Annotated in this window: 11 protein-coding genes; 6 read left to right on the top strand and 5 right to left on the bottom strand. The window is 70.1% G+C overall.

Going from position 1 to position 12522, the window contains the following annotated elements:
* Nucleotides 1-432: 432 nt before the first annotated feature.
* Nucleotides 433-738, top strand: coding sequence for a hypothetical protein (locus ACFU7Y_RS27380; protein WP_380769973.1), 306 nt, complete (start codon nucleotides 433-435; stop codon nucleotides 736-738).
* 288 nt (nucleotides 739-1026) lie between these two features.
* On the opposite strand, the gene ACFU7Y_RS27375 is transcribed toward ACFU7Y_RS27380, so the two are convergent.
* Nucleotides 1027-2490: a replication-relaxation family protein gene (locus ACFU7Y_RS27375; RefSeq protein ID WP_380769972.1), complete on the bottom strand. Its 1464-nt coding sequence runs from the start codon at nucleotides 2488-2490 to the stop codon at nucleotides 1027-1029.
* Between the two features lie 161 nt (nucleotides 2491-2651).
* The gene (locus ACFU7Y_RS27370) at nucleotides 2652-3044 is read right to left on the bottom strand and encodes a hypothetical protein (RefSeq protein ID WP_380769971.1); all 393 of its coding nucleotides are present in this window, start codon (nucleotides 3042-3044) and stop codon (nucleotides 2652-2654) included.
* 250 nt (nucleotides 3045-3294) lie between these two features.
* Between ACFU7Y_RS27370 and ACFU7Y_RS27365 the strand changes: the two genes are divergently transcribed.
* Nucleotides 3295-4317, top strand: a complete 1023-nt coding sequence (locus tag ACFU7Y_RS27365) for an ArsR/SmtB family transcription factor (protein WP_380769970.1) — start codon at nucleotides 3295-3297, stop codon at nucleotides 4315-4317.
* Nucleotides 4318-5011: 694 nt separating this feature from the next.
* Here ACFU7Y_RS27365 and ACFU7Y_RS27360 read toward each other — a convergent pair.
* Both ACFU7Y_RS27360 and ACFU7Y_RS27355 read right to left on the bottom strand, forming a co-directional pair.
* Nucleotides 5012-6493, bottom strand: a complete 1482-nt coding sequence (locus ACFU7Y_RS27360) for a protein kinase (RefSeq protein WP_380769969.1) — start codon at nucleotides 6491-6493, stop codon at nucleotides 5012-5014.
* Nucleotides 6494-6776: 283 nt separating this feature from the next.
* The gene (locus ACFU7Y_RS27355; RefSeq protein WP_380769968.1) at nucleotides 6777-8282 is read right to left on the bottom strand and encodes a hypothetical protein; all 1506 of its coding nucleotides are present in this window, start codon (nucleotides 8280-8282) and stop codon (nucleotides 6777-6779) included.
* Between the two features lie 298 nt (nucleotides 8283-8580).
* On the opposite strand from ACFU7Y_RS27355, the gene ACFU7Y_RS27350 reads away from it, so the two are divergent.
* Genes ACFU7Y_RS27350 through ACFU7Y_RS27340 form a run of 3 tightly spaced genes read left to right on the top strand, consistent with a single transcriptional unit; the run spans nucleotide 8581 to nucleotide 10310 of the window.
* Complete coding sequence (locus ACFU7Y_RS27350; RefSeq protein WP_380769967.1) at nucleotides 8581-8994, top strand: hypothetical protein; 414 nt, start codon at nucleotides 8581-8583, stop codon at nucleotides 8992-8994.
* Nucleotides 8988-9479 carry a hypothetical protein gene (locus tag ACFU7Y_RS27345; RefSeq protein WP_380769966.1) on the top strand — a complete coding sequence of 164 codons (492 nt, stop codon included), beginning with the start codon at nucleotides 8988-8990 and terminating at the stop codon, nucleotides 9477-9479. The genes ACFU7Y_RS27350 and ACFU7Y_RS27345 overlap by 7 nt, the downstream gene beginning before the upstream one ends.
* A 54-nt stretch (nucleotides 9480-9533) precedes the next feature.
* Entirely contained in the window at nucleotides 9534-10310 is a 777-nt protein-coding gene (locus ACFU7Y_RS27340) for a hypothetical protein (RefSeq protein WP_380769965.1), read from the top strand.
* 73 nt (nucleotides 10311-10383) lie between these two features.
* Here ACFU7Y_RS27340 and ACFU7Y_RS27335 read toward each other — a convergent pair whose 3' ends face one another.
* Complete coding sequence (locus tag ACFU7Y_RS27335; protein WP_380769964.1) at nucleotides 10384-10584, bottom strand: hypothetical protein; 201 nt, start codon at nucleotides 10582-10584, stop codon at nucleotides 10384-10386.
* Between the two features lie 303 nt (nucleotides 10585-10887).
* Between ACFU7Y_RS27335 and ACFU7Y_RS27330 the strand changes: the two genes are divergently transcribed.
* Entirely contained in the window at nucleotides 10888-12369 is a 1482-nt protein-coding gene (locus ACFU7Y_RS27330) for an Ig-like domain-containing protein (RefSeq protein WP_380769963.1), read from the top strand.
* Nucleotides 12370-12522 lie beyond the last annotated feature (153 nt).

The raw sequence follows: 12522 nt of genomic DNA, 5'->3' as shown, positions 1-12522 counted from the left end.
CCGGTGCTCAGTAATGGGCACGCCGGGTTCGGAGAGCGGCCTGGAGAAACGGACCGGTAGCAACACTGGAACCGCGCTCCAGGCCGACTCAACCGGCGCACCGGCGGGTCACTCGTTCGTGGGTTCTTCTGATGATTCGCGGTGGGGTGCCTGGATGGCTTCTTCCCTGGTCATGCGTTTGTGGTGCCTGTGATCGGTTCGGCTGCGTGTGGTCCGTCGCCGGGTGGACGCGTTGTCAATCAGGTGTGGACTCAGCGCTAACGACTGCCGAGCTGCTGCCGCATATCTTGAGAGAGAGGAACAAGGGGAGACCTGGACGACACTGCCGACAGCCCTGCTCACGACCCAAGGGGAATTTCGTGGCGGCGCCGACTGAATGTGCTTGTGGGTCTCTCAATTCAGCTTCCAGCGCGTCGAAGAGGGAGACGGGGAATGAACCGCATCAGGAAGATCTTCACTACGGCGACCGTCGCTGCTGCGACCACGAGCAGTGCTGCTGCTCTGGCGTTGTTCGCTACAGCAACCCCGGCCTCCGCATGGTCGTGGGACTGCCAGCAGTACCTGCGCGGTAAGGGGTACCGCGTACCGGTGGGCGGGAACGCTGCTGAGGCGTGCACCATCGCAGACCACGGCGAGGGGTCGGCGAACTCGCTCTCGATCTGCCTGTCCCGCCTTGAAGCGCTGGGGGTCAGCTTCAGCCACGCCAAGACCGCCTGTCGGCTCGGGGCTGCACGATAGGGCCCACTGGAATCCAGGCCCGCCGGAGCGGGCCGACGATCACCGGCGGGTTTCGCCCCGAGGCGAATCCCGGCAGGGTGGTGGTGGTCGGCTCAGGTGATGATCGGCACCGGCTCTTCACCGCGATACAGCGGGACCCTTCACCGCGCACCCGGCTCCACCGTTCACCATCCCCGACCACGAACACCCGTGACCAGGGTAGAGAGCCCGAACACCCCGGTGAACAGCCACGCCGAACCGCTGAAAACCAAACGCCGATCATCACCACGGTGCCCTTTCTTCGGCGGGTCAGTTTCGGTTCGGGTATTTCCTGGCGTGGATGAGGCGGATCTCCCACCAGGGGTCGTCCGGCTTCTCCTTCCTGGCCCGGCGTTCTTCGCGTGGGGTGGGCTTGGGCAGGAGGAGCCGGCCGACCTCGTTGTTGCGGCGTGCGAGGTCGCAGGAGTGGCACTCCACGGCGTCGGCGGGGGCTTCCTCGGTCAGTTCCAGGCCGGAGCCTGGTCTGCCGCGGAGGGGGCCCTTGCAGGTATAGCAGGGCCAGCGTGCGGCGTGGGCGTCGCGCACGGCCTGCTGCTTTCGTTCCCTCTCGGCCTTCCAGGCCTTGGTCTGGCAGTCGCCGCAGAGGCTGGTGCCGTCGCTGGGCCTGCCGGTGTGGATCTCGTCGCAGCGGCGGTTGCAGCCGGGGCAGCGGGTCGCTTCCAGCCGCTGGTGCCGGGCCTCGCGCTCGGCCTGGTGCTCGGCGTCGAGGCGGGCCTGGACGCGGGTGGTGTACCCGGCGTGGGCGAGGGCGTCGGTGAGGGTCTGCCACTCCTGGCCGCCGAAGCGCCACCAGATCGCGGCGTGCGGCCCGTTCTCCTTCAAGTCGTCGAGGTGGCAGGCCAGGATCGGGATCCGCCCGGTAAAGTCGAGCGGGTCGCGGCGCGGCGGGGCCCAGTGCCGGGCGGTGAGGTCCTGGACCTTGGTGATGAGGTTGTTGAGTCCGCGGGGGCCGGCGCCGCCGAGGACCAGGGCGATGGGCGGCAGGCTGTCGGGGCCGGCCATCGGGTACTTCCGCCGCCAGGTCGGCAGCTTCTTCGCGTCGCTGTGGTGTCCTTCGTGTTTGGGGTCGTTGTAGGTGAGGGCGAAGTACTCGGCGTAGCGGTCGAACTTGGCGGCGATGAAGTCGGGTGTCTCGTTGTGGAGGCCGGCCTCGACCAGGAGCACGGGCACCTTGTCGGTGGGCGCGGTGAGGACGGCGTCGGCGAACTGGTTGCGGTCGCCGGGCAGCGGGTGCGGGGCCTCGGTGGTCCAGTCGGCGATCCGGCCGATCGGCTTGCCCGGGGTGGCCGGGCTGGTGAACGCGACGATGGTGTCGTTGACGGCCATCGCGTGCGGGGCGCCGGTGGTGCGGCCGACCGAGCAGGCCCGGCCGCCGATCTTCCGATCGGAGGGCAGCGTGGACTTCGCGGCGTCCAGGCCGAGGTCGGTCAGCCCCCAGATCACCGCCCCGGCCCCCGGCGGCCGGATGGGCCGGCACTTCACCGGACGCTTCGGGGCGGGCCCGGCCGATCGGTCGCTGTCGGCCGGCTCCGGCTGCCTCGGGAGACCGGAGGTGCTGCCGCGCTGCTCGGCCAGCTTGTTCTTCGCGAGGTCGCGCAGCGCCGAGGCGACGGTGTTCGGGTGCTCGTGGTCGGGCCTGGCCAGGAGCCAGACCCGACCAGGCCCGCCGCCAAGGCGTCGCGGACGATGACCGCCCCAGCGGGCCGGTGACACGGCGCCAACCACGGCCTGACGTCGGCTGCGCAGTGCGTGGAGGCCATTGAGGGCCGACCTGGGGAATGGCCGGGGCGCTGGTGCGGGGCCTGCTGGTCGGCAGGCCCCGCGTCCTCGTACAGCCCGGCCTCAAGGATCCGAAGGCCTCGGCGCCAATACGCTTACGCCTCGATCTTGATACAGGCCCTGTTCGGCAGCCAGCTACCCGCCCTGGTACGAACCTTCACACACAGGAGCGAGCCGTCCTTGAACTCCTGGTTGATGGTGAAGGTGTACTCCGGCGGCGCTCCGCAGGGCGCAAACTTGGCGTTGCTGTACGCGGCGCCGTTACGCAGGGTGCCGGTCACCATGAACCCGATGTCGCACCGGTAGCCGCTGTCGAGGGAGGCCTCCACACGGCCGACGTGGTAGCTGTCGCCGTAGGTGTACTGCGACAGCCTGCCGAGGGCGGTCGAGGTGCTTCCGCCAGCGCTGGCGTTGGCAACGCCGGGCGTCGCAATGAGGGCCACGGCCGCCAGCGCCGCCGCCCCAAGCGTCTTGTGAAGCCTGATCATCGTATGTACGCCTCCATGGGTGGTTTCTCGATTCGGACGGCCATCAGGCCCGGGGGAACCACCGGTGTCCCCGCGGCCCCCGGCCCGCCGCCCTCGGAACCCATCCTGACGGTGCCCGCGGGCGCGGCCCCAGTCCTTTCGGCCGTCGCCGAAACACCTGTGGTGAGGCCCACTTGAAGCAGTCGTGCGCGACCGGAGACGATGGGCGCCGGGAAGGTGGGCGTCCGAACAGAACCCGGGAGACCCTCACATGCTGCGCATCACGTTCACCCCGCAGGACCTCGCCAGGACTCGGATAGCGGCGACATGGGGCCCGCTCGGCGAGACCCTCCTCGCGCTGACAGCCCTACAGCAACCGCACAGCAGGGCGATGTTCGGCGCATGGCGACACAAGGTCCACGCCCGCTCCCCCGCCCGCGTCCATCCGGCCTCGTCCCTCTTCCGGGAGACCGTCCTGGACCTGTTCACCGTCACCGGCGCCGCATCCTCCGTCGACGAGGGGGCCGAGGCACTGCGCGCGGCCCCGGCAGAGCGTCTGCGGGCCGAACTCGAGGGGGCCGTCGAAGCACGGGCCCGCTACTCACGCTGCACGGGCCCCTGGGCGGGCGTGGCGTGGGGCGACATCGCCCACGACCGGGAGGACCGTGAGGAACTGCTGGTGTTCCTCCACGACGTCCACCGCGTCGCCGTGGCCCCCCACTGGCAGCGGATCCTGCCCCGCCTGCGGTCCGAGCAGACCACGCACGCCCTCAGGCTCGCCCAGTACGGACCCGAGGCGATGCTCGCCGGACTGCCGCCCGAGTTCCGCTGGAAGCCACCGACGCTGGAGATCGGCAGGGGCGCCCTCACCGGTACCGTCGACCTGGAGGGCCGGGGCCTGTTGCTGGTCCCGTCCGCCTTCTGCCAGACCAGGCCGATCACCTACACCGACCCGGCGGACGACCAGGCGCCCGTCCTGCTCTTCCTCCCCGTCATACGCGGCGTTTCCGACGCCGCCGCACTGCTGACGACGTCCCGCCACGGGATCGACGGTGCCTTGTCCGCGCTCCTGGGGCGCACCCGGGCCCGCACCCTCCATGCCATCAGCGACAGCCCCTGCACCACCGGGCAACTGGCCGAACGCCTCCGCGCGTCGCTGCCCACCGCGAGCGAGCAGGCCTCCGTACTCCGCCAGGCCGGCCTCATCACCACTACCAGACGCGGCAGTGCCGTCCTGCACACGCTCACCCCCCTCGGCAGCGCCCTGCTCAACGGCCATCACTTCCAGACTTGACCGCCCAGAAAAACTGTCCCCGGCCCTCCGAAGACGGCGGGCCACAGCCGCAGGTCGTGCGTACGGCCCCCGCCCCCAGGTGGCCGAACCCGGCGCGGGCGAGGCCAGTGGTGGCGATGGTATCCAGGGCGTGCTCGGAGTACGCCGCGGCCTTACCGTCGCGCTCAGGGCGCAGCGCGGCGAGCTTCGTCCTGGCCGGGAGAAGGGCGGCGGCTTCGCGGCGGCCAGCCGCGGTCAGGGTCCACAGTTATTTGCGGTTGTCCGGCAGACGCAGTTCTTCCCGCACTCTCCCGGCGGCTTTCAGGTCGACCACTGCGTCGCGGGTCGCTCTTGTCGGTCCACTGCGCTCGGGCCGGGGGCGGGACCTCGCGGACGACCGGGCAGCTGCCGGGGCCGGCCCGGAGCGGCTGTGGAACCAGATCCGGCCGCTGGGGCAGTGGACGGTCATCCGGTCGTCGTCGGCGAGGACGGCGGACCAGGTCGGCCGGGGGGCGTCGGCAAGCGTGGGAACGGTGACGCCGGCGACCACCCAGCCCGACCACCAAGCCCAGACCATCGGCGACCAGCAGTGGACACCGCTCGAGAAGCGGACAGCTCTACACCGCCACCGTGTGGTGGCGGTCCCTGCCTTTGTGTGGCCCAGCGGCGCAGCGATACGCCCTGCCGTTGGTCTCGGTGGCCTGGCCTGTAGCTGCTACCGGTGGCTCCCCTGGGTGGGGCGTTCCGGCATGCTGGGTGGGAAGCTCAGCTGGCAGGCTGCCGCTCGGGCCAGCCAGTCCGCCCAGCAGTTGATGAAGTCGTCCAGGACGGCCGGTTCCTGGCGGGTAAACGGCCAGGCCAACTGGATGACGTCCAGCACGGGGCTCAGGGCGGTGCGCGCCCTGTCATCGGGTCCCAGGGCGAAGGGGACTGTCCGCCTGGGCGGTTGCTGCCTGCCGAACGCAAGTTCCATGAACGCGGTCTCGAACCAGCCGTAATGCTCGGCCGTCTGGGCATCGCAGAACCACAGGGAGTGGCTGCGTCCCTGGTAGCCGTTGCCGTTCCACGGGACGCTCAAGTTGATCGCGGTGTAAGCGATGACGTCGAACGGCGCGGACCCGTCACCGGCCCATGCCTCCGGGTTCGTCTTTTGGATCTCGTCGAGAGTCAGTTTCGCGTCACCCACGGCAAAGTCCCAGCTGCCGTGCTGGCGGCGGGTAACCCGGCCGGTGGGAGCAGCGGCGGTCAGCGCGGCGAGGACCGTCTCGGAGATTGCCTCGAAGGAATCTATGGCCACCCCGAACAGGTCACTGCGGCGTTCCTCTTCAGTGCGCTGCTGAGACTGGTACTGCTGGGCGGCGGCGATCCGGGCCGTCTCCTCGCTGTTCTGCTGGGCGAGAGCGGCCAGGCCGCCGGTCAGCGGCGAGCCACCGATGGTGGCCAGCCTGGCGACGATGTCGGCCGGGGTGGGGCGGGCCTGCGGCGCGCGGTAGAGGCACGCGCCGATCAGGGACGCGTACAGGGGCGGCGCGTCCGCCAGGCGCGGCGCGCTGTCGTGGAGGATCTGATGACGGAAGTCGGGACCGGGGAAGGGCCAGCGTCCGGAGAAGATCTCGTAGCCGATGACGCCGAACGCGAAGACGTCCGAGGCAGTGGTGGCGCGCTCCATGCGCCACCGCTCCGGGGGCACGTAGGGCCCGGTGCCGGCGTCCTTGCGGGTGTAGAGGCCGGCAGCGGTCGCGGCTTCCGCGTAGCGGGCGAGGCCGAAGTCCGCCAGGCACCAGATGCCATTCAGCAGCAGCACGTTCTCCGGCTTGAGATCGCGGTGGACGATGTCGCCGTCCAGGCCGTCCAGGGCAGTGGCGATGTCCGTCAGCACCTGGACGCACTCCGCCAGCGGGAGCTTGCCGCCGCTGTCCTCGAGATGGCGGCGCAGCGACTTCTGGGCCCTCGGCATGATGATGACCCAGTCGTCGCCGTGCTCGCCGCTGTCGAGGATCGGGACGACGTTGGGCTTGCCCGCGCCGTCGAACAGCATCTCGCGCTCCGCGCCGGGTTCCTTGCGGACCAGCTTGGCCACCGCCTCCTCTCCTTCCGGGGAGCGGGCGATGAACACCCGTCCGTAGCCGCCGCGGTCGGCGTCCAGCGCCTGCCCCAACTCCCAGATCTGATTCAGATTCAGCTTCTCCACACCCACCCTGCCCAACACTTGTGGCGTGCGCACCGTTGCGCCTCTCCATCATCCCGGATGATGCCGACAGTCCCCGCTGCTCCTCGTTACCGCTCTGCCTTGCCGCAGTTCGTGGAGCGAGAGCGCCACGCCAACGTCCGGCGCCCGCACAAGGAGCCGCTGGAGGCCGTGGAGGTCGGGCCGGGGGGTTAGGAGCAGGGCGTCGAGTGGGCATAGGCAGCTCGTTGCTTGCGCCGGGTGCTGCCGGCTGACCTCGCGACGTGCGGGGTCGGCCGGCGGCATCTGCGGGTCAGCGGCGTGGCTTGGGGGTGATGCGGGCGTGGAGCAGTGCGGCGCGGGTGAGTTCGGTGCCTTGCTTGTGGTCCTCGTTGAACAGGCTGGTGAGCCCGTCCGGGGCACTGTTCCAGTAGTTGTCGAGGGTGATACGGGCTCCGAGGTCGTCGAGGAGGATGTTGACGACGTGGGAGAGCTCGCAAGGGCGGTCGCTGCCGGCGTTACCCCACCAGAGGTTTTCGCGGGGGGTGCAGGGGGCGGGGTGGACGAACCCGTCGGTGGTCGTGATCCAGACGGGACCGTACAGGACGATGGAGGCCAGGTCGCCGCGGCCAGCAGGCAGGGACAGCGGGACGTAGAACAGCCATCGGGCGTGGTTCTCGTCGTCGCTCTTGGTGCGGACGACCGGCATGTCGGTCAGGGGATCGGTGAAGAAGGCGTCAACCGTCTTGCCTTCGGCGAGGGTGGCGTGGCCGGCGGTGGGATCACAGAGGGCCAGGCGGCGGGTCCACCGCTCGACGACCGGATGGGCAGTCACCGGGATCTGGGTGAAGCGCCCGAAGGGCAGCAGCTTGGGCTGGCGGCCGAGCGCGATGTCGAGGGCCTCGACGGCGTCCGGTTCGGTGCTGCGGGCGATCTCCTCCCATCCCTGCCGCAGGAGGGCATCGTCCTTCACCAGGGGGATGGGGTGGTTGCGGGTGTCGTGCGTCGCCGCAATGACGAGCCGCCCCGGGGTCGCGATGTGGTCGCCGTAGGTCTGGATGTCGTGCACGACGCTCTGAACACGGTCGTTGCGCAGGTCGTCGGCCATGTTGGTCAGCGCCGCCAGGGCGGCCTGGCTGAAGGAGGTGTTCGCCGCGACCCGGCGCAGGGTCTTCTCGCGGGCCGTTGTGGGGACCTCGGCGATCACGGCCGGGGAGCCTGGTTGCCAGCGGCAGGTGACCTCGAACCGGCGCAGGTGGTCGGGCCACCAGGGGAGGGGCTGGGCGGTGAGCTTCACGATGCGTGCCCAGCTCGCCTCGTACTCGACGCGGGGCTGGGCAGTGTCGGCGGCGACCAGGGCCGGGCCGGTGAAGGCGTCGAGGTCGCCGTACAGGGAGCAGACGGTGACGATCTCGCGGGTGTACTCGTCGGCCAGGTCGGCGGCCATGGCTGCGGCGGCGTGGCTCTCGTCGGTGTGGAGCATGCGGATGACGCCGAGGCTGGTGTGCCAGTCGGTGGCGGGTCCGTGGGCGGTGTCCTGGTGGCCGAGGAAGCGCCCCGGCTGGCGCTGGCCGGGAAGCGGGCGCAGCAGGACGGCGCCGCGGTGCTGGAACTCCGGGGTGCGGGCGGCCCACCGGTAGACGTCGTGGGCGTCCCACACGGGCCCGTCGGGCTTTTCGTCGAAGGGGCCGTAGTAGATGTCGGTCTCGGGTTCGGGGAAGTCGCCGTGCTGGCGCGGCAGTCGCCACATCCCGAACGAGTTCGTGCCGAGCAGTTCTTGGATCTCCGCCTTGCCGAGGTACGTGGTGCGCAGTCCCATGCAGCTACTCCTGCCCGCCGTCGGTGGGGATCATCATGCTCCGCACCCTATCGATCACGGTGCGCGACGGGGCCGGAATGGAGCAGCCGGCTACCGATCGGCGCTCGGAGGGGCGGCGGGGCTTCTTCGGCGGTGAGACCAGGAATCGAACGACTTGGAAACTATTGTTTCCGACCGTCCCGAGGGCGAGGAGCTCGGCCACCGGGGCGAGGCGCAGCGGGGCAGGCTGGTCCGTGACGTCGGAGGTGCCCGTCCAGTTGATGGGATCGAACTCTCCTGCTCTCCTCGGACGGCCACCATGCACGGCATTTCTCTCCACCAGGTAGTGACAATCCTCGATACCAGCCGGCTGTCGTACATGCTGTACGAGCCCATCATCGAACGCGAGCCGCCGTGCATGTACGGGCCGTTGGTGGAGGAGGCGGTGCGCCTTGACCCCTCCTTCGTTCCCGGGGCGACCGAGGAGCTGTCGCTGGACGTCTCGGCAGCCCGGTTGCGGGACCTCGCGGCCGCGGTCGGCACCGAGGTCTGGTTCAAGTACGCCTGCGGGAACGGGCTGCCGGTGCGGCTGGACGAGGCCCGGACGGTCTTGCTCGGCGCGGACGGGATGCCGGTGGCTTCGGCATCGGCGGCAGACAATCTCAAAGGACCAACGCTCTGTTCCTCCTCGCCAAACAGTCCGCGGAGCTGGAAGCGCAGCGAGACGTGCTGATCCGGCATGCCGGCACGCTCGGCGCAGGTGCGGACGACCTCACGATCTGCGGGCTGGACCGCGCGGGCGTGGAAGAGGTCATGGCGGGGCCGGTGGAGGCGGCTGCCCACCAGTCGCGCGCGCTGAGGGTGCTGGAACTGGCCGGCATCCCCACAGCCCCTGTCGCCGCCCTCCACAACTCACGCTGGGAATCAGCCCGGCTCGGCCGCGCTTCCGACTGTCCCGAGAGCGCGGCGACGATCCACTTCTGGGTGGATTTGACCCTCGAAGGCTTTGGCTCCACGAAGGAGTTGTGGCTGGGGCCGCAGTACCACCGCAGTGATGAAGATGCGGCGTTCTATTCACGGGAGGCGGCCGCGCTCGCCCGTCGCGCATCGGGCGTCCTGCACGGTGCCGGCTTCGCGGTTTCCCCCCGCCCCAGCACCAAGGCGGGGCATCCGGAGGCCGCCCTCCAGCCGCACTTCGTCCTCTCCCCTCTCGGCTGACAGGAGTCCGTGGTGTCGTACTTCATTGCCGTTCCGGGAAACGCAGAATCGCCGGTGGGGCAGTACCGAAGGTTCGCGGACGCGCTGCGCACGGGGGCGACGCTGCAGGGGCATTTCGAGGCGTCCGACATCCCAGAGATGGTCTGCGAGATCCGCGGCTACCCGGGACCGGTGTTCGGCCTGTTCGCCATCGAGCCGGCCAGCGTGGTGCTGCCGATCCAGTATCGGGAGCACCTGGTGGCGGTGCGGGCGCTGCGGGTGGTCAGGGAGTTGGAGCCGCACCGCGCGTGGGGGCCGAACGGGGCGGCGGTGCTGGCGATGCTCGGCCGGATCCCGGAGTTCACCATGGAGCAGCTCTACGAGATGCACGCCACCGGGCAGCGACTCCAGGCGGAGGCCACCGAACTCGCGGTGTACGAGACGGAGGACCACTGCGTGGAGGCTCCTGGGCACCAGGCGTGGGCGGTCGATGCGTTGACGGAACTCTGCGACTCGCTCGGCGGTGAGCGGTCCGAGTACGTCGGGCCGGCCTCCTACATCAGCAGGCAATACCGGGAGGACGTCCAGCTGATGGCGTCGGCCGCGCACTGGTACCGGCGCGGTGAGACCGGTGACCGGCCCCAGAGCGTGTGGAACGCCTCCGGGCACGGCATGGGCAGCTTCGCGGATGCGCTCTGGCGGTACATGGAGTGGGCGCTGTGGGCGGAGGTCTGCCGTCCGGACCTGTCGGTGGAGGCTGTCGACGTCCTGCAGCAGCCGTGGCGGGCCGCGCTGGAGGTCCCTGTGGTGCCGGCTTGCCAAGGGGAGGAAGCCACCCCGGTGAGCGGGTAGCGGCACGACGGCGGGCGGGGCAGCTGGAGACCCTCGGGGTGGCCTGGTAGGGGCGTCCCGGCTGGGGCCGGTGTCACCAGCCGGGATAGCGGTTCCACCAGTGCGGGTCGCGGGCCGGTACGTGCTCGCTGCCGCCGGGCGAGTCGACGTACTCCTGGAGCAGGTCACGGGCCAGGACATCGAGCACCCAGGCGAGTTCGAGCCGGCTCAGCAGCTCGACGGGCAGCGCGTCGACGCCGTGCGCGGCACCGAGCAGCCCCGGCACGTCCGACACGGGCGCAGCACGGCGTTCGCGGTGCGGGCGGGTGACCGAGCCCGCTGGGGGCGTGGAGGTCGGCGGTGGCGTCGACGTCCAGGGCGTGCTCCGGGAACGCCTTTGCCCTCTGCGCCGGCCGAGCTCTGTCGCTTCACTCGTTCGGGTGAAGACCGAAGGTCGGCCGCATGCAGAAACGATCCGGCCGGACAGACCCCCTACGGGCCTTCCCGTGATGTGCGGGCCGCCCGTCCCGACCAGTGCTCCTCCCGGGCCGTCACAGCATCGCTCTGCCGTGCGCAGAGCCATCGAAGGGAACAGCAGATGCCCACCATGCGTGCCCGTACGGCGTTGGCGCTCACCGGCACGGCCGTGGCCCTGGCCGCGGTGCTCCCCGGCCCCTCGGCCGAGGCCTCAACCGCCACCGTCCTCACGATGAACGGCTCCTCCGTCACTGGTGCGGCCTACAACGGTACCCAGCCGCAGAGCTTCCGCTTCGTCAAGCAGTCCGACGGCTCCTTCGGCATCCGCAGCTTCTACCAGGGCAACAACAACGTCCTGGACATGAACAACTCCTCTGTCACCGGCAAGCCCTACGCCGGTACCCAGCCGCAGAGCTTCCGCTTCGTCAAGCAGTCCGACGGCTCCTTCGGCATCCGCGGTTTCTACCAGAACGTCGTTCTCACCATGACCAACCCCTCGGTCTCCGGCCAGGCGTACCAGGGCACCCAGAACCAGAGCTTCGAGCTCGTGCGCCAGTCCGACGGCTCCTGGGGCATCCGCGCCTTCTACCCCGGCCCGAGCGTCATCCCGCAGGCTCCCCAGGCCCGCAACGACGCCGCCGCCACCACCGAGAGCCAGCCCGTCGACATCGACGTCCTCGCCAACGACTCGGGCACCGGCACCACCCAGCCGCTGGACCTGACGATCACCAGCGTCTCCACGCCGAACAGCGGCACCGTCGACGTCGTCAACGGCAAGATCCGCTACACCCCCAACTCGGGCTTCACTGGCTGCGACTCGTTCACCTACACCATCGAGGACATCTTCGGCCAGCGGTCCACCGCCACGGTCCGCGTCGCGGTCTCCGCGGTCAACAACCTGACCGCGCAGCAGATCAGCGGCACCGCCCTCACCGTTTCCGGGAACGGCTTCGCCGGCACGCTGTACCAGAACGGCAACGACGCCCAGAAGTTCACCCTCGTCCACCAGAACGACGGCTCCTGGGGGCTCCGGAACCCCGCCGGCGGCCTGGTCCTGGCGACCAACAACGGCAGCGTCAACGCCTCCTACTACGACGGCTCCCCGTCGCAGAGCTTCAGCCTCTACCCGCAGAGCGACGGCTCCACCGGCATCCGCAACACCTACTCCGGTGACGCCCTCAGCGTCGACTCCAACTCCGGCACCGTCGGCTCCGGCCCCTACACCGGCGTGGTGCCCCAGAGCCTCGAACTCGTCGACCTGGGCGACGGCACCTACTCCGTCCTCACCTACTACGGCAGCACCCAGGTGCCGCAGTTCCCGATCGCCCGCACCGACGGCGGATCCACCGTCCAGGGCACCGCGACCACCATCGACGTGCTCGCCAACGACAGCAACACCGGCCGCACCGACTCCAGGGGCCTGACCCTGACCGGAGTGTCCGCCCCGGCCAACGGCACCGCCGAGATCGCCAACGGCCAGGTCCGCTACACCCCGCAGGCCAACTTCACCGGCTGCGACACCTTCACCTACACCGTCACGGACCCCTTCGGCCGCAGCACCACCGGCACCGTCAACATCGCCGTCTCCGCCCGCCGCCCCTGACCCCCCGACACCTCCGCGCTTCCCCCTCGCCCGCCCGCTCGGTGGTGACCAACGAGCGGGGGGGTCACCTTCGCGCCCGGTGTCCTGACGGGTTGGTCGGGATCCGCGGTTGTGCGGGCCCACAGAGTAGTGACGGGCCCGGGTCAGGGGGGT

The organism is Kitasatospora sp. NPDC057542 (assembly GCF_042801945.1).
Classification (GTDB): domain Bacteria; phylum Actinomycetota; class Actinomycetes; order Streptomycetales; family Streptomycetaceae; genus Kitasatospora.
This window is presented reverse-complemented; position numbering and strand designations above follow the sequence as displayed.